Origin of the sequence: Kaistia hirudinis, from assembly GCF_014196455.1 — a bacterium.
GTDB classification, from domain to species: Bacteria; Pseudomonadota; Alphaproteobacteria; order Rhizobiales; family Kaistiaceae; genus Kaistia; species Kaistia hirudinis.
In genome coordinates, this window is sequence record NZ_JACIDS010000001.1 from 837,261 (window position 1) to 854,231 (window position 16,971).

Below are 16,971 nucleotides of genomic sequence, written 5' to 3' on the forward strand. Positions count from 1 at the left end.
CGGCCGTTATTGTGAGAAGGATTATTCGCCTTCCTTGACGGGCTCGCCCTTCGCCCGGACGTCGGCGATCGAGCCGCGCGAGACGCGGACGCGGACATTGTCGCCCACTTCCAGCAGCAGCTCGCTGTCGTCGACGACCTTGGCGATCTTGCCGATCAGGCCGCCCGTCATCACGATCGTGTCACCGCGGCGCACGTTCTTGATCATCTCCTGGTGCTGCTTCGCCTTCTGGCGCTGCGGGCGGATCATGAGGAACCACATGATCGCGAACACGAAGATGAACGGCACGAACTGAATCAGCATGTCCACGCCGCCCGGAGAAGAAGCACCGGCGGCCTGGGCGAAAGCTTGCGTCACGAACATCTCTAATCCCTATGAACTGCGACCCGAGGGGTGGCTTGATGAAGCGCATCGACCGGCGCCGGTCCTCACATAGGGCGAGACAGCGGCCTTCGAAACGGCGCGGACTATAGCGGCGCCGGCCCCCTTTGCAAATGGCGCGTCAAGCGTGATACCGCATGCCTCCCGCCCCCGACTTCCGCGCAGCGAAAAAGAGGACCGCGATCGTGACGGCCGAAACCGACTGGAAGCCCCTCGCCGACCGGCTGGACCGCCTCATCGCGCTCATCGAGCGCGCGGTGCCGCCGGCCCGCCCGCCGCTCGATGTGGACGTCGCCGACGCCTTCGTCTGGCACGCCGCCAGCGGCACGCTTCTGCCGGTCAGGAAGGTCAACCGCGTCGACATGCTGCTGCTGAAGGGCATCGACCGGGTCCGCAACATTCTCGTCGACAATACGGACCGCTTCGCGCGCGGCCTGCCGGCCAATAATGTGCTGCTGTGGGGCGCGCGCGGCATGGGCAAGAGCTCGCTCGTCAAGGCGGCGCATGCCAGCGCCAATGCCGATCCGGCGGCGCTGCCGGGCGGCCATCCGCTGAAGCTCGTCGAGATCCACCGCGAGGACATCGACAGCTTGCCGGAGCTGATGGTGCAGCTGCGCGATCTCGACCGGCGCTTCATCCTGTTCTGTGACGATCTGTCCTTCGACAATGACGACACGTCCTACAAGTCACTCAAGGCGGCGCTGGACGGCGGCGTCGAGGGGCGGCCGGACAATATCGTCTTCTATGCGACGTCGAACCGGCGCCACCTGCTGCCGCGCGACATGATGGAGAACGAGCGCTCCACCGCGATCAATCCGCATGAGGCGGTCGAGGAGAAAGTGTCGCTGTCCGACCGCTTCGGCCTCTGGCTCGGCTTCCACAAATGCAGCCAGGACGACTATCTCGCGATGGTGCACGGCTATGCCGAGCATTTCGGCCTGAGCGTCGACCAGGCGCAACTCGACGCCGAGGCGCTCGAATGGTCGACGACCCGCGGCGCCCGCTCCGGCCGCGTCGCCTGGCAGTTCATCGTGGACCTCGCCGGACGGCTGGGCGCCCCGCTCGCACGCTGAAAAGCATTCGGGCGAAGCGCTGGTGCGCTTCGCCCGAATCCATTGTCCATATAAGGCCGCCGTCGATCAGCTCTGCAGGTAATCCAGCGGATTGACCGGGCGCGAGCCGCGGCGGAGTTCGAAGTGGAGCTGCGGCGCGCTGACCGAACCCGTGGCGCCGGCCCGCGAGATGATCTGGCCGCGGCGGACCGTGTCGCCGCGCTTCACCAGGATCTGGCTGTTGTGGGCATAGGCCGAAACCCAGCCATCGGCATGGCGGATGAGCACGAGCTGGCCGTAGCCTTCGAGCTCGTTGCCGGCATAGATGACCGTGCCGGCCTCGACCGCCTTGATCGACGTGCCTTCGGGCACGGCGAGGTTGATGCCGTCATTCTTGTCGCCGGTCGGCGAGGTGCCGAACGAGCCGATGATGCGACCGCGCACCGGCCAGCGGAAGGTGGTGCCGTTGGTCGAACCCGGATCGGCCGCCGCATCGGCGCTCGTGTTGCCGCTCGCCGGCGCATAGGCCGCGGCCTGCGTGCCGGCAGCCGGAGCGCCGGCCATTTCCTTGGCCGCATCGGCCGCACCGCCGCCTGAGGCGGGCGCGATGGACGCGGTGGTCTCCGGGCCGTCCTTGGACGCGCCGGCCGTGGACTGGTCGGCAGCGAGCTTGCCGTCGCCGGTGTTCTCGCCCTTGGCCTGCTCCTCGCGCCGCGCCGGATCCGGAAGCGTCGCAACCGGAGCACCCTGCGTATGGCCGGGGATCTTCAGCTTCTGCCCGACCTGCAGCGCATTGTTCGACGCCATGTCATTGGCGGCGGCAAGCTGGGTCGGCGTCACATTATAGAGGCGCGCGATCGACGAGATCGTCTGGCCGGGCGTGACCATATGCACGCCGCCGAGCGGCGCAGCCTCGCCGGAATTGGCAGCCGCGGTCGCGGCGGTCTTCGTCTCCTGCGCGACGGCACCGGAGGCGGCGGCGAAGGTCGGGATCGTGACCCGCATGCCGGCGACGACCTGCGACGGGTCGGAGATGCCATTAGCCTTGGCGAGTTCCTTGACCGGCACGCCATAGCGGCGCGACAGCGAGGAGAGCGTCTCGCCCGGGCCGAGCGTCACGACGCTGCCACCCTGGGCGTTCCACGTCCCCTTGCCCACCGCGCTCTGGGCCGCGGATGCCACGGCGGTGGAGGCCTGCGCACCGGCCGCTGATGCGGCGGCACTGGCGGCAGGCGCCACGCCCGGCAGCAGAGGCTGCGAGGAGGGCGGCGGCAGGGCGGAACTCTGGATCGGCGGGGAGTAGGGAACCGGCTGCGGCGGCATCGGCTGTGCGCCGCCGATCGCTGCCTTCTGCCCGGTCGTACTGCCCGTAATCATGGGCAGCCCGAACTTGGAAGCATCGCTGCCGCAGGCGGCCAGCAGACCCGCCATCAGGGAAATCGCAGCAACCTGACTGAGGGTCCGGGTCCGAAGAGAAATAACGCTGTTACGCATCAAAGCCACTCGCGACACCACAAAACTAATTGAAGCGAGTAGACAGCAGTAACGTTTATAAACGCTTAAGCGGCTCAGATTGCCGTTCGGAATTCGAAGGAATTGCCTGAACATGGCGCATTGCCGCTCTTTCGCGGCCGCGCTCTCTTCAGAGCGTCTGCGCCTTTCCGGCGATCAGCGGCAGCAGGCGAACCTCGCAGATCGGGCTCGCGCGCAGCTGGCGGTCGACGCGGTCGAATCGCGTCAGCATCTGCACGCCGTCGGCCGGACCGATCGGCATGACGAGGATGCCATTGGTCGTGAGCTGCTCGACGAAGGGGGCCGGCACCTTCTCCGCCGAGGCGGTGCAGACGATGCGATCGAACGGCGCCTTGCCCGGCCAGCCGGCGGTGCCGTCGGCGAAGATCGGCGTGACGTTCTCGACGCGGATCGACAGGAGGCGCGACTGCGCCGCGCCGACCAGCGTGCGGAAGCGATCCAGCGTGTAGACGCGCCGCGCCAGGCGCGACATCACCGCCGCGAGATAGCCGGTCCCCGTCCCGATTTCGAGCACGCGGTCGCGCTCGGTGAGATCGAGCGAGGCAAGCAGGCGGGCGACGACGAGCGGGGGCGTGGAGAGCTGGCCGCAGGCGATCGGCTGCGGCCGTTCGGCGAAGAGCGGGCCATGCCGCGTGTCGCCGTCGAGGAAGATGGCGCGGGGAACGGACTCGATGGCGCCGAGAATGCGCCGATCCATGATGCCGAGCTGCCGCGCACGAAGCAGGAACTCGGCGATCGCGATCATTTCGCGATCACCGGCATCATGATGCAACGGGTCGAACCGAACCGCTCCGAGTGCCATACGCTACACGCCCTCGTTCCGTGAAGCGCAGTCATGCACCCATCCTGGTAAACGGGTTGTTAGCCGTCGCCTCAGCCGAAGAGCGCATTGAGGCCGTGCGCCTCGTCATAGGCCGTCATGTCGAGGCGGAGCGGCGTGACGGAGATCGCGCCCGCACCGATCGCATGGACGTCCGTCCCCTGCGCATGTTCCTCGACCACGCGCTGATGGCGCAGCCAGAAATAGGGATTGCCGCGGCCGTCCGAGCGCTCGTCGACCGTCAGGCCATGGCTCACCATGCCCTGCGCCGTCACCATGACGCCGGTGACGTCGCCGGGCGCGCGGTTCGGGAAGTTCACATTGTAGAGAACACCCGGCGCCGGAGGCAGGGTGAGCAGCTTGGTGATGATGCCGGGGGCGTGGGTCGCGGCCGTCTCCCAGGGGATGACGCGGCGCGCATCGGCATAGGCGAAGGCCTGGCTGAGCGCGATCGAGCGGATGCCGAGCAGCGTGCCCTCGATCGCGCCCGCGACCGTGCCGGAATAGGTGACGTCGTCGGCAGCGTTCTGGCCGGAATTGACGCCGGACAGGATGAGATCCGGCTTGCCGCCCAGCACCTTGTGCACGGCCATGATCACGCAATCGGTCGGCGTCCCGCGCACGGCAAAGTGCCGCTCGTCGATCTCGCGCAGGCGCAGCGGCTCGTTCAGCGTCAGCGAATGGGCGAGGCCGGACTGGTCGGTCTCGGGCGCCACGACCCAGACATCGTCGGAAATCGTCCGGGCGATCTGCTCCAGCACCTTGAGGCCGGGAGCATGAATGCCGTCATCATTGGTCAGGAGAATGCGCATCGTCGCCTGCTTCTTCCTTTCACCTCTCCCTGAGGGAGAGGTCGGCGCGCCGCGCCGGGTGAGGGTTTACGGACTATCCGGAGGGTTCCCTAACCCCTCTCCCGCCGGCCCGCGGCCGGATCATTCTATCTCTCTCCGAGCGGAGGCCTTGATGAAGGCGTCATCCCGGGCTTGACCCGGGATCCATTCAGCCGAAGCGTAAGACGTGAAGGCCTCGGCTGAATGGATCCCGGCTTTCGCCGGGATGACGCCAATCGCCACCGTTTACACGTTCACCGCGGCAACGCGCTGACAGTGCGGCGTTACGCCGAAACCTTCTCCAGCCCGCCCATATAGTTCTTCAGCGCCGACGGCACCGTGACGCTGCCGTCGGCGTTCTGATAGGTCTCCATCACCGCGATCAGGCAGCGGCCGACCGCCGTGCCGGAGCCGTTCAGGGTGTGGACGAAGCGGGTCCCCTTCCCTTCCACGGGGCGATAGCGCGCATCCATGCGCCGGGCCTGGAAATCGCCGCAGACCGACACCGAGGAAATCTCGCGATAGGCCTTCTGGCCGGGCAGCCAGACCTCGATGTCATAGGTCTTCTGCGAGCCGAAGCCCATGTCGCCGGTGCACAAGGTCACGACGCGGTAATGCAGGTCGAGCTTCTTCAGCACGGCCTCGGCGCAGGAAAGCATGCGCTCATGCTCGCCGATCGACGTCTCGGGCGTCGTGATCGAGACGAGCTCCACCTTGTCGAACTGATGCTGGCGCAGCATGCCGCGGGTATCGCGCCCGGCCGAGCCCGCCTCGGAGCGGAAGCACGGCGTCAGCGCGGTGAAGCGCAGTGGCAGTTCCTTCTCATCGAGGATGCTCTCGCGAACGAGGTTCGTGAGCGGGACCTCGGCCGTTGGGATGAGCCAACGCCCAACTGAGATCGTCTTTGTGTCGGCGACATCAAACAATACGGACGCTATGTCGTCATTGATCAAAGGGCGCCCAGACAGCAGCTCAGCCATCCGTCCGAGCACTTCGCCCGTGGCAGGAAGAGAAACGCGATTGTCGCCCAACGTGCCGCTTAGCAGGGATTCATAGTCTGAGCCGGTGACACGAGCCGCAAGGAATAGGTCTTCCTCGAACTTCGGCAACTGCCCGGTCCCGAACAGCGCGTCATCGCGCACCAGCAATGGCGGCTGGACCTCGGTGTAACCGTGCTCTTCCGTGTGCAGGTCGAGCATGAACTGGCCGAGCGCGCGCTCCATGCGGGCGAGCTGGCCCTTGAGGACGACAAAGCGGCTGCCGGACATCTTCGCGGCGCGCTCGAAATCCATCAGCTTCTCGGCGACGCCGATCTCGAAATGCTCCTTGGTGTCGAAATCGTAGAGGCGCTTCTGGCCCGAGATCAGCTTCTCGACATTGTCCTTCTCGTCGCGGCCGACCGGCACATCGTCGAGCGGCACGTTCGGGATCGTGGCGAGGAGATCGTTCAACTCCTTGTCGAGCCGGCGCTCCTCTTCCTCGGCATGGGCGAGGAACTCCTTGATCTCGCCGACCTCGGCCATCAGCCGGGCGGCGGTCTCCTCGTCCTTGGCGGCCTTGGCCTTGCCGATCTCCTTCGAGGCGGCGTTGCGCCGCTCCTGCGCGGCCTGCACCTTCTGCACATGCGCGCGCCGCTCCTCGTCGAGCCCCAGCAGCACCTCGGCGGCCGGCTGCGCGCTGCGATGCATCAGCGCGCGATCGAGCGCAGCCGGGTTCTCGCGGATCCATTTGATATCGAGCATGATGGCGTCTTCGCTTCTCGTCGGAACGGCGGAAAGAGCGATAGTGGCGAAAGCGGGCCGGATCAACCGTCAAGACGGCGCGGCGGCAACCTCGCGCCGCCTTGCCGGAGGCGGGCGATGCGCGTAGAGCCCTTTGTGCAAGCGACAGGACCATCATGACCGACACGACGCCCTGGCCGACGGAAATTCGCCTCTCGCCCGACAAGCGCACACTTTCGGTCCGCTTCGAGGATGGCCGCGCCTATGCGCTCGAAGCCGAATATCTGCGCGTCGTCAGCCCCTCCGCCGAGGTGCAGGGCCACGCGCCGGCGCAGCGCCAGACGGTTCCCGGCAAGCGCGCGATCACGATCAGCAAGATCGATCCGGTCGGCAACTATGCCGTCCGCCTGCATTTCGACGACGGTCACCATACGGGCCTTTATTCCTGGCGCTATCTCGACGAGATCGGCCGCGACCATGACCGGCTGTGGCAGCGCTATCTGGACGAGATCGCCGAGAAGGGCCTGAGCCGCGATCCGCATTGAGGGCCCTTCGGCGGAACCCTGCGGCGGCACGGCGGGTTGACCACGTGGAGCCGCGAGACCGGAGACGCCGCATGACCGTCCATCTGACCCATCCCGAGCGCGTCCTCTATGCCGACGCGGCGATCACCAAGGCCGATCTCGCCGCCTATCTGGAACAGGTTGCGCCGGTGATGCTGCCCCATCTCGCGCGGCGCGTCGTGAGCCTGGTGCGCTGCCCCGAGGGCGCCGCCAAGGCCTGTTTCTTCCAGAAGCACGCCTCCGCCGGCATGCCCCATGCGCTGCACACCACCCCGGTGACCGAGAAGGACGGCGAGGCGGAGGACTATCTCTTCATCGATTCCGCCGACGGCCTCGTGGCCGCAGCGCAGATCGGTACGCTCGAATTCCACATCTGGGGCTCGCATGTCGAGACGATCGAACAACCCGATCGTGTGGTCTTCGACCTCGATCCGGACCCTAGCGTCGCCTTCGAGTCCGTCAAGAGCGCGGCGATCGATATCCGCGATGCGCTGCAGGCACTCGGTCTCGAGAGCTTCCCGCTGCTCACCGGCGGCAAGGGTATCCATGTCGTCGTGCCGATCGAGCCCGAGGCGGAATGGCCGCGCATCAAGGCCTTCGCCGGCACCCTCGCCCGGCGCTTCGCCGAGGACGAGCCGGATCGCTTCGTCGCGACGATGAGCAAGGCGCAGCGGACGGGGAAAATTTTCATCGACCATTTCCGCAACGAGCGCGGATCGACGGCGATCGTGCCGCTTTCGCCGCGCGCCCGCCCCGGCGCGCCGCTGGCCTGGTCGGTGGATTGGGACGCCCTCCCCGATTTCGACGCAGCCAACACCGTCACGATCGGCAATGTCGGCGAACACGATCCCGGCGCGAGCTGGCAGCGCTATTTCGGCATGCGCCAGCGCCTCAGCGACGCCGTGTTCGAGGCCCTCGGCGTCGAGGCGTAAGACGGCTCGGGATCAGAAGCCGTAGCGGGCCATCAGCAACACCTCATGCGCGCTCTGCGAGGATTGCGGCAGGCCGTTGGAGGTGTTCACGTAATCCCGCGCGCCGTAATAATTGAACGCATACTGCGCGAGGAACGACAGATCCTTGGTCGCCGACCAGACGACATTGGCGCCGGCATTGAAATTGTTGCCGCCCGAGGCGCCATAGGTGAGCTGCGCGGTGGCGTCGTTGAGGTCGAAGCGGCCATAGCCGGCGAAGAGCGCCGAGTTCAGCACCGGCGACCAATTGTGCAGATATTGCGCCGTCACGTTCCAGCCGGTCACGCGCGAAAGACTGCCGCCGAAACCGAGATAGGCGTCGGGCGGCGTGAAGTCGCCGCTCGGATTGACGAGGCCGAGATAGCTGGTGGCGCCATCGACATAGGCGGTCTGGAAATAGAGCGAATCCCCCTCCGTGATCATCGGGAGATTGACCATCACGCCCGCCTGCAGCGCATAGCCCCAGGTTTCGGGCGACGACGTCATCCAGGGCACGTCGCCATTGACCGCGACGCGGTGCAGCGCGCCGGAGACCTGGAACTTGCCCCACTCGGCCTTCTGCCCGAGGGCGGCGACGAAATCGGGCGTCCGCGAATCCTGGCCGAAGACGGCGCCGGAATAGGCGTCGGCCGCGGCGATGCCGCCCCCGCGATAATTGCCCTGCTCGGCCGCGATCGTGGCGCTCCACCCCTCGCGCATCGCCAGCGTATAGGCCGCCACGGGCAGCTTGGTGCTGTCGCCGGTGATGGCCGGATCGGTCCCCATGACATTCGCGTTCTTGTAGAAGTCGAAGAACGAATGCCGGAAGCCGACGGTGAGGCCCGACCAGTCGATATAGAGCGTCTGCGGCTTGACCTGCAGCTCGGGCGGCCCGCCCGCGAAGGCATCGGCGCTGCGATACTGGAAGCGCACGTCGGCCACGCCCCGCAGCGGGCCGAGCGGCCCGGTGTCGGTCGTCGTGTTCAGCGTGAGGCCGAGCGTTCCGATGCCATAGAACCGGTCGGCGTCGGCGGGATAATCGGTGTATTCATTGTAGTAGCCTTCGGCCCAGAGATAGCCGCCGGGATCGATGCAGGTCTTGAGCGCATCGACCCAGATCTGGTGCTTGCCGCCCGCCGGACAGCCGACCGCGCCGGTTGCCGGCATCGTCTCCGCGAGCGCGCCACCGCCGAGGGGGGCCGCCAGCATCATGGCAGCGGCCGTCCACCGCACCGAAACCTTCGCGCAAGTCATGGCTCCCCCCTCTGCTTTTTCTGATCAGTTGGATTCGGATTCGCTTGCCGACCGCTTCGCGACTTCGCTCAGGACGGCGCGGAACGCGCCGGCGGCGGTATCTGTGTCCAGCGTCCCCTCGACCACATAGTCCAGTGCGCCGAGCGCCGGCAGGCCGGCCTCCTTCGGCATCTCGTCGAGCGTGGGCCGATGGAAGCTCCGGCCGATCGCCATCACGCCGAGCCCTGCCTTGGCCGCAGCCAGCTTGCCGAGCAGATTGCTGCATTCGGCGACTTCCACCCACTGACGCCGGGCGGAAAGAAGCGCGGCCTCGGCGATGCCGCGCGTAATGCTCGGCTTCAGATAGGAGATGAGCGGCACCGGCTTGGCGGGATCGATCTGCACCGACGAACTGCCGATCCACACCAGCTGTTCGCGCCAGAGCGGCACGCCGCTGCCGGCGTCGTGCCGCTTGCCGAGGATGATGTCGACTTCATGCGCGCGCAGCACGTCGCGCAGATGCTCGTTGCGACCGGTGATGAACTTCAGCCCGAAATCGGGGAACTGCATCCGGAAGATGCCGAGCACCTCCGGCAGCCGGGTGGTCGCGAACTCGTCCTCGATGCCGACCTTGAGGATGCCTTTCAGTCCCGGCCGGGACAGGCGCAGGCGCGCCTCCTCGGAAACCGCCAGGATCGACCGGGCGTAGATCAGCATGGCCTCGCCATCGGGCGTGAGGTTCACCTGCCGGGTCGTGCGGCCCACCAGCCTCCGATTGACGCGCTTTTCGAGGCGCGCGATGCGCTGGCTGATCGTCGATTGAGAGCATCCGATCTCGGCGGCCGCCTGGCTGAAGCTGCGCCGGGTCGCCACCACGTCAAAGGCCCGCAACTCGTCGATATCGACGAGACTTCCATGCTCCTGCATTGCCAACGCCCATGCAATTCCGTGATTCCTCGATCTTTATGCCTCACGGGCGGCGCGACTGACCAGCCTTAATGCCAAAAACCGGCCAGTTATCGCCAAATATGCGCGCATTAAGAGCAATATATCCCAGATGGGAATATATAATATTAGCCATTACTCAAAAGCCCGGCATCGACTACGATCCGAGACGCAGGGCAAGTGGTATGCCGTGCACCCGTGTGGCTGAGCCGTGCCTGCGCCGGCGCTTCGCGACGGCGAGGGTTGCGGATCGCATATGCGGTCAATTATCCGCGCATCGACCCGCCACGATGGCCGAACCGGCTCCACAACAAATCCGTGTCATCAGGGCTTGTCGCGCGCAAAATCGCATGCGTATGATCTTCGTGTTCAAAATTCATACTCAGGATCTGCCGTGAAAAGCCTCATTGCGACACTCGCCCGGAGCGCCGCCTGTCTGATCGTCGGGACCGCGCCGGCGTTTGCCCATTTCCAGGAAATCATCCCCTCGGCCGACGTGCTGCCAAAAGGCGGGAACGTGGCGCTGGACCTCGTCTTCACCCATCCCTTCGAGGGCGGCCCCGTGATGGACATGAAGCGGCCCGTGCAGGTCGGCGTCCTCTCCGGCGGCAAGCGGACCGATCTCGCGGCGGCGCTGGTCGAGAAGCCGGTGGCCGGCAGCATGGCCTGGACGCTGACGCACGAGATCGCCGAGCCGGGCGCCGAGATCTTCTATGTCGAGCCGCAACCCTATTTCGAGCCGGCCGAGAACAAGCTGATCGTCCATTATGCCAAGGTCGTGGTCGACGGCTTCGCCTCGGGCGAAGGCTGGGACGAACTGGTCGGCCTGCCCGTCGAAATCCAGCCTTTGACCCGGCCGACGGGCCTTTGGACCGGCAATCTCTTCTCCGGCGTCGTGCTCAAGGACGGAAAGCCCGTCCCCTTCGCCGAGATCGAGGTCGAGTTCGTCAATGAGGGCAAGGTGCAGGCGCCGAACGACGCCTTCGTCACCCAGGTGATCAAGGCCGATGCGAACGGCACCTTCTCCTATGCGATGCCGCGCGGCGGATGGTGGGGCTTCGCGGCCCTCGTCGAAAGCGACACGCCCGGCAAGGCGCCGGACGGCAAGGATGTCCCGATCGAGCAAGGCGGGCTCATCTGGGTCAAGGCGACCGACATGCCCACGGCACCCTGAAGGCGGATCATGGCCCATATTCCCGATGGCATCCTTTCCGCGCCGGTCCTGATCGGGGGCGGTGTCATCGCTGCGGCGGGAGTCGGGCTCGGGCTGCGCCACCTCGATGACCGCCTCATCCCCCGCGCCGGCATCCTTGCCGCCGCAATCTTCGTCGGCTCGCTGATCTCGGTGCCCGTCGGGCCGTCGAGCGTGCATCTGCTGCTGACCGGCCTGATGGGCATCATGCTCGGCGTCGTCACCTTCCCCGCGGTGCTGGTTGTGTTGCTGCTGCAGACGCTGCTGTTCGGCTTCGGCGGGCTGACGACGCTTGGCGTCAATACGGTCAACATCGCGCTGCCGGGCGTGGTGTTCGCGGCGCTGCTCGGGCCGGCTATCCGCGATGCCGGCAACGCGACGAAGCGGGCCGTGCTGGCGGGCCTTGTCGGCGCGCTCTCGGTCGCCGGAACCGGCCTGCTGGTCGCCGCCTCGCTCGCCCTCTCGTCGTCGGATTATACCCCCGTCGCCAGCGTGCTGATCGCCACCTATGTGCCGCTGATGATTGGCGAGGCCTTTATTACCGCCGCGATCGTCGGCTTCCTGGCGCGTGTGCAGCCCGACGCCCTGCGGCCGGCCGCATCATGAGACGGCTTCTCGCGGCGCTGGCCGTCGTGTTCGCACTGGCCTCGCCGGCCGAGGCCCACAAGCTCAAGGTCTTTGCCACGGTCGAGGATCATGCGATCCGCGGCTATGCCTTCTTCATCGGCGGCGGGCGCCCCGATGGCAGCTCATGGATCGCGAAGGACGCGGCCGGTGCTCAGATCGCCTCTGGGACGACGGACGCCGAGGGCCGCTTCGCCTTCGCCGTCCCCGCAGCCGTCACCTCCGATGTGATCGTCACGGTCGATACGCACGAGGCCCATATCGCCTCAGCAACGATAGCGGCGGCCCGCTTGACGGATGCACCGGCCGAGCCCGTGCCCCCGACGACGGCGACGTCCGCTTCGCCGGCGCCAGCACAGGACAACGCCAGGACCGAGGCGCTGGTGAGATCCGCGGTCCAGAAGGAGGTCGAGCCGGTGCTCGAGCGTCTGGAGGCGATGGATTCGCGGCTGCGCTACACCGATATCCTCTCCGGCATCTTCCTGATCATCGGCCTCGTCGGCATCGGCCTCTGGGCACGGGGGAGACGCCGGTGATCGCACGGGCCGATCCGCGGATTCGTGTCGTGTCGGCCCTTCTGGCCGTCGCGGCCGTGTCGCAGCTCCGGACCCTCCCCGTCTCCGCCGCCGCCTTCGCCCTCGCCATCCTCCTCGTGATCATAGCTGGAGCCGATCGGCGCCTCTGGCGGCGGATGCTGCATGTTGAAGGCTTCATGCTGCTTCTGTTCGTCACGCTGCCCTTCACCATGCAGGGACCCGTCGTCGCCACGCTCGGCCCCCTGGCGGCCAGCAGCACGGGCATGGAACGGGCCGCGCTCATCGCGCTCAAGGTCTCGGCCTCCGTGCTGACGCTCTCCGCCCTGATCGGCGACATTGATCCGGCGCGGCTCGGCGCCACGCTGCATGCGCTGCGCGTACCCGAGCGTTTCAACCGGCTTTTCGTCATGACGGCCCGCTATGTTTCGCTGATCCGTGACGAAGCGCGGCGGCTCAGCGAATCGATGCGCGCCCGGGGCTTCCGGCCCGGCTCCAACCGGCACACCTGGCGCAGCTATGGCCATCTGGTCGGCATGGTCCTCGTCCGCGCGCTCGACCGCGCCGAACGCGTCGAGGAAGCGATGCTGTGCCGCGGCTATGCCGGGCGTTATCCCTATGCTGTGCTCCCTGCCCTGCTTCGCCGCGACTGGATGCTGTTCGCCAGCGTGGTCGCCTGCGGCATCCTCATTCTGGCGATGGACCGGCTATGACCGCGCTGATCGAGCTTCGCGACGTCACCATCGCCCGCGCCGGCGCAACCGTGCTCTCGGGCGTCGACCTCACGCTCGAGCGCGGCGAAAGGCTGGCGCTGATCGGGCCGAACGGCGCCGGCAAGACGACCTTGCTGCGCAGCATTGTCGGGCTCGAACCCGCCGGCGGCGGCAGCATCCGCCTGTTCGGCGAGGAATGCTCGACGGAGCGCCAGTTCCGCAAGGCGCGGCCGCGCATCGGCTTTCTCTTCCAGGACAGCGACGATCAGCTCTTCTGCCCAACCGTGATCGAGGACGTCGCCTTCGGTCCGCTCAACATGGGCTGCACGATGGCCGAGGCGCGTGAGCGCGGCATCGCGGCCCTCGAAGGCCTCGGCATCGGCCACCTCGCCGAACGAATCAGTCACCGCCTTTCAGGCGGCGAGAAGCGGCTCGTCTGCCTCGCGGGCCTCTTTGCGATGCAGCCGGACGTGCTGATGCTCGACGAGCCGACCAATGGCGTGGATGTGGATAACGGTCTGCGCCTGCGCCAGGCGCTGCATGATTTTCCCGGTGCCATGGTGCTCGTCTCGCACGACACGGAGTTCGTCGACGAGCTCGCGACGCGCGCGATGGTCGTCCGCCGCGGACGGCTGATTGCGGCGGAAATCCACGAGCATGCTCATGTTCACCGCCATCGCCACGTGCATCTGGCCTCCGACTAGACTCCTTTGATCGACGGGCCCGATCGCCCCGCCGGGAACAGCGCGCGGCCCCCGCACGTCCATTCTTCGCCGGCTAGCCAATCATCGGCACGGATTTATCTACAATCCCGATATTTAACCTCTCTGGGTTGCTAGGGGTGGTATCGGGCCGCAACTTGCTGTTATCAATTTAGGCAGTCCGGCAACGCGAGTGGCACTTCATTGCCGTGATTGCCGGGAGCTGTCTTGGCTGAGGAAACCGCGCATGCATTTTACTCCAAGGGAAACCGATAAGCTTTTGATCTACATGCTGGCGCAGATCGCGCAAAAGCGTAAGGACCAAGGGCTGAAGCTGAACCATCCGGAGACCGTGTCGCTCATTTCCGTGGCCGCCCTCGAAGGCGCGCGGGCCGGGAAGACGGTGGAAGAGGTCATGGAACTCGCGAGCAAGGCGATCACGCGGGACGACGTCATGGAGGGCGTCGCCGAGATGATCCCCTATGTGCAGGTTGAAGCCGTGTTCACGGACGGCAGCCGTCTCGTCACCGTTCACGATCCCATCAAGTAACCGCAGATTCGGGGCCAGTATGAGCGCAGATCAGAAGAAGGCACCCGTCGGGGGTCTCGTCCTCGGCAAGGGCGACATCGAGATCAATGCCGGCTATGCGACGACGACTCTGAAGGTTCGCAATACCGGCGATCGGCCGATCCAGGTCGGCTCGCACTACCATTTCTTCGAGGTGAACGCGGCTCTCGAATTCGACCGCGCGCAGGCCTTCGGCAAGCGGCTCAACATTCCCGCGACCACGGCGCTGCGCTTCGAGCCCGGCGACGAGAAGGAGGTTGTGCTGGTCCCCTATCAGGGCAAGCAGCGCGTCCTCGGCTTCAACAGCCTAGTCGATGGCTGGGTGGGTGACGAGAGCTACAACGACTACCGGCCCCGTCTGGCGGACGCGCTCGAGCGCGTGAACCGCTACGGGTTCAAGAACAAGTCGTAGTTAGCCACCTCAACAAATTCGGGAATGGAGCTCTGAGATGGCAAAGATCTCGAGGCAGCAATATTCGGACCTCTATGGGCCGACGACGGGCGACAAGATCCGCCTCGGCGACACGGATCTCTACATCGAGATCGAGAAGGACCTGCGCGTCTATGGCGAAGAGGCCGTCTATGGCGGCGGCAAGACGCTGCGCGACGGCATGGGCTATGACAACGAGCTCACCAGCGCTGCCGGCGCGCCGGATCTGGTGATCACGAACGTCACCATCCTCGACGCGGTCCAGGGCGTCATCAAGGCCGATGTCGGCATCAAGAACGGCCTCGTCTGCGGCATCGGCAAGGCCGGCAACCCGTCGACCATGTCGGGCGTCACGCCGGGCCTCGCGCTCGGGCCGGGCACCGACGCCATCTCGGGCGAGCACCTGATCCTGACCGCGGGCGGCATCGACGCGCACGTCCACTACATCTCGCCCCAGCAGGCGCAGGCGGCGCTGTCGAACGGCATCACCACCGTGTTCGGCGGCGGCATCGGCCCGTCCGACGGCACCAACGGCACGACGATCACGCCGGGGACGTGGAACATCGAGATGATGCTCCGCTCCTTCGACGGCTGGCCGGTGAATGCCGGCGTGCTCGGCAAGGGCAATGGTTCGGCGCCGCTTCCGCTCGAAGAGCAGATCATTGCCGGCGCGGCGGGTCTCAAGATCCACGAGGACTGGGGCTCGACGCCGGGCGCGATCCGCAATGCGCTCACCGTCGCGGACAATTACGACATCCAGGTCTGCATCCATACGGACACGCTGAACGAGGCGGGCTTCGTCGAGAACACGATTGCCGCCTTCGAAGGCCGGACGATCCACACCTACCACACGGAAGGCGCCGGCGGCGGCCACGCCCCGGACATTATCCGCGTGGCAGGCCTCTCCAACGTCCTGCCGAGCTCGACCAATCCGACCCTGCCCTACGGGATCAACTCGCAGGCCGAATTGTTCGACATGACGATGATCTGTCACAATCTCTCACCGAAGATCCCGACGGACGTCGCCTTCGCCGAGAGCCGCGTCCGTGCGGAGACGATCGCGGCGGAGAACGTGCTGCACGATCTCGGCGCGATCTCGATCCTCTCGAGCGACAGCCAGGCCATGGGCCGCATCGGCGAGAACTGGATGCGCACCATCCAGACGGCCGATCTGATGAAGCAGCGCGCGGGCGCCTATGCCGGCGATACCTCGGGCAACGACAACCAGCGCGTCCTGCGCTTCGTCGCCAAGGTGACGATCAATCCGGCGATCGCGCAGGGCGTCAGCCACGTGATCGGCTCGATCGAGGTCGGCAAGATGGCCGATCTGGTGCTCTGGGAGCCGGCCTTCTTCGGCGCCAAGCCGAAGATGATCATCAAGGGCGGCATGATCTCCTGGGCGCTGATGGGCGATCCGAACGCCTCGCTGCCGACCCCGCAGCCGGTCATGTACCGGCCGATGTTCGCCGCGCAGGGCTCGGCTCTTGCCAAGACGCGCGTGACGTTCACCTCGCATGCCGCCTTCGAGGACGGCATCGTCGATCGCTACGAGCTGAAGTCCCAGGTCGTGCCGGTCTATGGCACGCGGACGGCCACCAAGGCATCGATGGTCCGAAATTCCGCGATGCCCCGGATCGAGGTCAATCCCGAGACCTTCGCCGTCACCGTCGACGGCAAGCACGCCACGATCGAGCCGGCGAAGCGCGTGCCGCTGAGCCAGCTCTATTTCTTCAGCTGAAGCACCACATCGCCGCCGCGGGGCTCCCCTCCGCGGCGGCGCGATGGCGTCGGGGCCGATGGACATAGTCGATATCCTGTTGGTGGCATTGGGAGGCGGGATCGGCTCCCTGCTGCGCTGGCAAATCGGCCGGATCATCGACCGGCATATCGGCTCGGCCTTCAAGGTCAGCACCTTCTTCATCAATGTCTCCGGTGCCTTCGTCATCGCCTATGTGTCGGCCTCGTTGGCGATCGGTTGGCAGCATCGTTTTGGCGACGTCATCTCCTCGCTGGTCCTTACCGGTGTCCTCGGCGGATACACGACGTTCAGCACCATGCAGCTCGATGCCGTGCAGACGGCGGGTGCGAACCGGCATGTACTCGCGATCGTCTATCTCGCGACTTCGGTCGGCGGCGGCCTTCTGGCCGCAGCCGCCGGCGTCGCGCTGGCGCGGGCATAGGA

Annotated in this window: 19 protein-coding genes; 12 read left to right on the top strand and 7 right to left on the bottom strand. The window is 66.2% G+C overall.

Features of this window, described 5'->3' with window-relative positions:
• Nucleotides 1–21: 21 nt before the first annotated feature.
• A complete protein-coding gene (gene yajC / locus GGR25_RS03875) occupies nucleotides 22–363 on the bottom strand; it encodes a preprotein translocase subunit YajC (protein ID WP_183397378.1) in 342 nt (113 codons plus the stop codon).
• Nucleotides 364–518: 155 nt separating this feature from the next.
• Between yajC and GGR25_RS03880 the strand changes: the two genes are divergently transcribed.
• Nucleotides 519–1,454: an ATP-binding protein gene (locus GGR25_RS03880; RefSeq protein WP_183397379.1), complete on the top strand. Its 936-nt coding sequence runs from the start codon at nucleotides 519–521 to the stop codon at nucleotides 1,452–1,454.
• A 66-nt stretch (nucleotides 1,455–1,520) separates the two neighbouring features.
• Here the strand turns inward: GGR25_RS03880 and GGR25_RS03885 are convergent, their stop codons facing one another.
• From GGR25_RS03885 to serS, 4 genes are all read right to left on the bottom strand, one after another.
• On the bottom strand, nucleotides 1,521–2,864 hold the full coding sequence (locus tag GGR25_RS03885; protein WP_183397380.1) for a peptidoglycan DD-metalloendopeptidase family protein: 1,344 nt from the start codon (nucleotides 2,862–2,864) through the stop codon (nucleotides 1,521–1,523).
• Nucleotides 2,865–3,075: 211 nt separating this feature from the next.
• The gene (locus GGR25_RS03890; protein ID WP_183397381.1) at nucleotides 3,076–3,711 is read right to left on the bottom strand and encodes a protein-L-isoaspartate(D-aspartate) O-methyltransferase; all 636 of its coding nucleotides are present in this window, start codon (nucleotides 3,709–3,711) and stop codon (nucleotides 3,076–3,078) included.
• Nucleotides 3,712–3,839: 128 nt separating this feature from the next.
• A complete protein-coding gene (surE, locus tag GGR25_RS03895; protein ID WP_183397382.1) occupies nucleotides 3,840–4,598 on the bottom strand; it encodes a 5'/3'-nucleotidase SurE in 759 nt (252 codons plus the stop codon).
• Between the two features lie 302 nt (nucleotides 4,599–4,900).
• Nucleotides 4,901–6,358, bottom strand: a complete 1,458-nt coding sequence (serS, locus tag GGR25_RS25130; RefSeq protein WP_183397383.1) for a serine--tRNA ligase — start codon at nucleotides 6,356–6,358, stop codon at nucleotides 4,901–4,903.
• 155 nt (nucleotides 6,359–6,513) lie between these two features.
• Here serS and GGR25_RS03905 point away from each other — a divergent pair, with 155 nt between their 5' ends.
• Together GGR25_RS03905 and ligD are read left to right on the top strand one after the other, a co-directional pair.
• On the top strand, nucleotides 6,514–6,882 hold the full coding sequence (locus tag GGR25_RS03905; RefSeq protein ID WP_183397384.1) for a gamma-butyrobetaine hydroxylase family protein: 369 nt from the start codon (nucleotides 6,514–6,516) through the stop codon (nucleotides 6,880–6,882).
• Between the two features lie 71 nt (nucleotides 6,883–6,953).
• Complete coding sequence (gene ligD / locus GGR25_RS03910; RefSeq protein WP_183397385.1) at nucleotides 6,954–7,832, top strand: non-homologous end-joining DNA ligase; 879 nt, start codon at nucleotides 6,954–6,956, stop codon at nucleotides 7,830–7,832.
• Between the two features lie 12 nt (nucleotides 7,833–7,844).
• Here the strand turns inward: ligD and GGR25_RS03915 are convergent, their stop codons facing one another.
• Both GGR25_RS03915 and GGR25_RS03920 read right to left on the bottom strand, forming a co-directional pair.
• The gene (locus GGR25_RS03915; RefSeq protein ID WP_183397386.1) at nucleotides 7,845–9,062 is read right to left on the bottom strand and encodes a porin; all 1,218 of its coding nucleotides are present in this window, start codon (nucleotides 9,060–9,062) and stop codon (nucleotides 7,845–7,847) included.
• Nucleotides 9,063–9,128: 66 nt separating this feature from the next.
• A complete protein-coding gene (locus GGR25_RS03920) occupies nucleotides 9,129–10,010 on the bottom strand; it encodes a LysR family transcriptional regulator (RefSeq protein ID WP_183397387.1) in 882 nt (293 codons plus the stop codon).
• Nucleotides 10,011–10,434: 424 nt separating this feature from the next.
• Between GGR25_RS03920 and GGR25_RS03925 the strand changes: the two genes are divergently transcribed.
• The 9 genes from GGR25_RS03925 (at nucleotide 10,435) to GGR25_RS03965 (ending at nucleotide 16,969) form a co-directional block, all read left to right on the top strand.
• Nucleotides 10,435–11,202, top strand: a complete 768-nt coding sequence (locus GGR25_RS03925) for a DUF4198 domain-containing protein (protein WP_343067973.1) — start codon at nucleotides 10,435–10,437, stop codon at nucleotides 11,200–11,202.
• A gap of 9 nt (nucleotides 11,203–11,211) precedes the next feature.
• A complete protein-coding gene (cbiM, locus tag GGR25_RS03930; protein WP_183397389.1) occupies nucleotides 11,212–11,826 on the top strand; it encodes a cobalt transporter CbiM in 615 nt (204 codons plus the stop codon).
• Nucleotides 11,823–12,380 (top strand): cobalamin biosynthesis protein CbiL, encoded by a 558-nt coding sequence (locus GGR25_RS03935; protein ID WP_183397390.1) that lies wholly within the window; start codon nucleotides 11,823–11,825, stop codon nucleotides 12,378–12,380. The genes cbiM and GGR25_RS03935 overlap by 4 nt, the downstream gene beginning before the upstream one ends.
• A complete protein-coding gene (cbiQ, locus tag GGR25_RS03940) occupies nucleotides 12,377–13,090 on the top strand; it encodes a cobalt ECF transporter T component CbiQ (protein ID WP_343067962.1) in 714 nt (237 codons plus the stop codon). Before GGR25_RS03935 ends, cbiQ begins: the two co-directional genes overlap by 4 nt.
• Nucleotides 13,087–13,794, top strand: coding sequence for an energy-coupling factor ABC transporter ATP-binding protein (locus tag GGR25_RS03945; RefSeq protein ID WP_183397391.1), 708 nt, complete (start codon nucleotides 13,087–13,089; stop codon nucleotides 13,792–13,794). The genes cbiQ and GGR25_RS03945 overlap by 4 nt, the downstream gene beginning before the upstream one ends.
• Before the next feature lie 244 nt (nucleotides 13,795–14,038).
• Nucleotides 14,039–14,341: an urease subunit gamma gene (locus GGR25_RS03950; protein WP_183397392.1), complete on the top strand. Its 303-nt coding sequence runs from the start codon at nucleotides 14,039–14,041 to the stop codon at nucleotides 14,339–14,341.
• 19 nt (nucleotides 14,342–14,360) lie between these two features.
• A complete protein-coding gene (locus GGR25_RS03955) occupies nucleotides 14,361–14,771 on the top strand; it encodes an urease subunit beta (RefSeq protein ID WP_183397393.1) in 411 nt (136 codons plus the stop codon).
• Between the two features lie 37 nt (nucleotides 14,772–14,808).
• Entirely contained in the window at nucleotides 14,809–16,527 is a 1,719-nt protein-coding gene (locus tag GGR25_RS03960; RefSeq protein ID WP_183397394.1) for an urease subunit alpha, read from the top strand.
• 58 nt (nucleotides 16,528–16,585) lie between these two features.
• Nucleotides 16,586–16,969 carry a fluoride efflux transporter FluC gene (locus GGR25_RS03965; protein ID WP_183397395.1) on the top strand — a complete coding sequence of 128 codons (384 nt, stop codon included), beginning with the start codon at nucleotides 16,586–16,588 and terminating at the stop codon, nucleotides 16,967–16,969.
• Nucleotides 16,970–16,971: the final 2 nt, after the last annotated feature.

Coding starts and splice junctions, on each gene's coding strand:
- yajC (WP_183397378.1), bottom strand. CDS start 363: ATGTTCGTGACGCAAGCTTTCGCCCAGGCCGCCGGTGCTTCTTCTCCG.
- GGR25_RS03880 (WP_183397379.1), top strand. CDS start 519: ATGCCTCCCGCCCCCGACTTCCGCGCAGCGAAAAAGAGGACCGCGATC.
- GGR25_RS03885 (WP_183397380.1), bottom strand. CDS start 2,864: ATGGCGGGTCTGCTGGCCGCCTGCGGCAGCGATGCTTCCAAGTTCGGG.
- GGR25_RS03890 (WP_183397381.1), bottom strand. CDS start 3,711: ATGATCGCGATCGCCGAGTTCCTGCTTCGTGCGCGGCAGCTCGGCATC.
- surE (WP_183397382.1), bottom strand. CDS start 4,598: ATGCGCATTCTCCTGACCAATGATGACGGCATTCATGCTCCCGGCCTC.
- serS (WP_183397383.1), bottom strand. CDS start 6,358: ATGCTCGATATCAAATGGATCCGCGAGAACCCGGCTGCGCTCGATCGC.
- GGR25_RS03905 (WP_183397384.1), top strand. CDS start 6,514: ATGACCGACACGACGCCCTGGCCGACGGAAATTCGCCTCTCGCCCGAC.
- ligD (WP_183397385.1), top strand. CDS start 6,954: ATGACCGTCCATCTGACCCATCCCGAGCGCGTCCTCTATGCCGACGCG.
- GGR25_RS03915 (WP_183397386.1), bottom strand. CDS start 9,062: ATGATGCTGGCGGCCCCCCTCGGCGGTGGCGCGCTCGCGGAGACGATG.
- GGR25_RS03920 (WP_183397387.1), bottom strand. CDS start 10,010: ATGCAGGAGCATGGAAGTCTCGTCGATATCGACGAGTTGCGGGCCTTT.
- cbiM (WP_183397389.1), top strand. CDS start 11,212: ATGGCCCATATTCCCGATGGCATCCTTTCCGCGCCGGTCCTGATCGGG.
- GGR25_RS03935 (WP_183397390.1), top strand. CDS start 11,823: ATGAGACGGCTTCTCGCGGCGCTGGCCGTCGTGTTCGCACTGGCCTCG.
- GGR25_RS03945 (WP_183397391.1), top strand. CDS start 13,087: ATGACCGCGCTGATCGAGCTTCGCGACGTCACCATCGCCCGCGCCGGC.
- GGR25_RS03950 (WP_183397392.1), top strand. CDS start 14,039: ATGCATTTTACTCCAAGGGAAACCGATAAGCTTTTGATCTACATGCTG.
- GGR25_RS03955 (WP_183397393.1), top strand. CDS start 14,361: ATGAGCGCAGATCAGAAGAAGGCACCCGTCGGGGGTCTCGTCCTCGGC.
- GGR25_RS03960 (WP_183397394.1), top strand. CDS start 14,809: ATGGCAAAGATCTCGAGGCAGCAATATTCGGACCTCTATGGGCCGACG.
- GGR25_RS03965 (WP_183397395.1), top strand. CDS start 16,586: ATGGACATAGTCGATATCCTGTTGGTGGCATTGGGAGGCGGGATCGGC.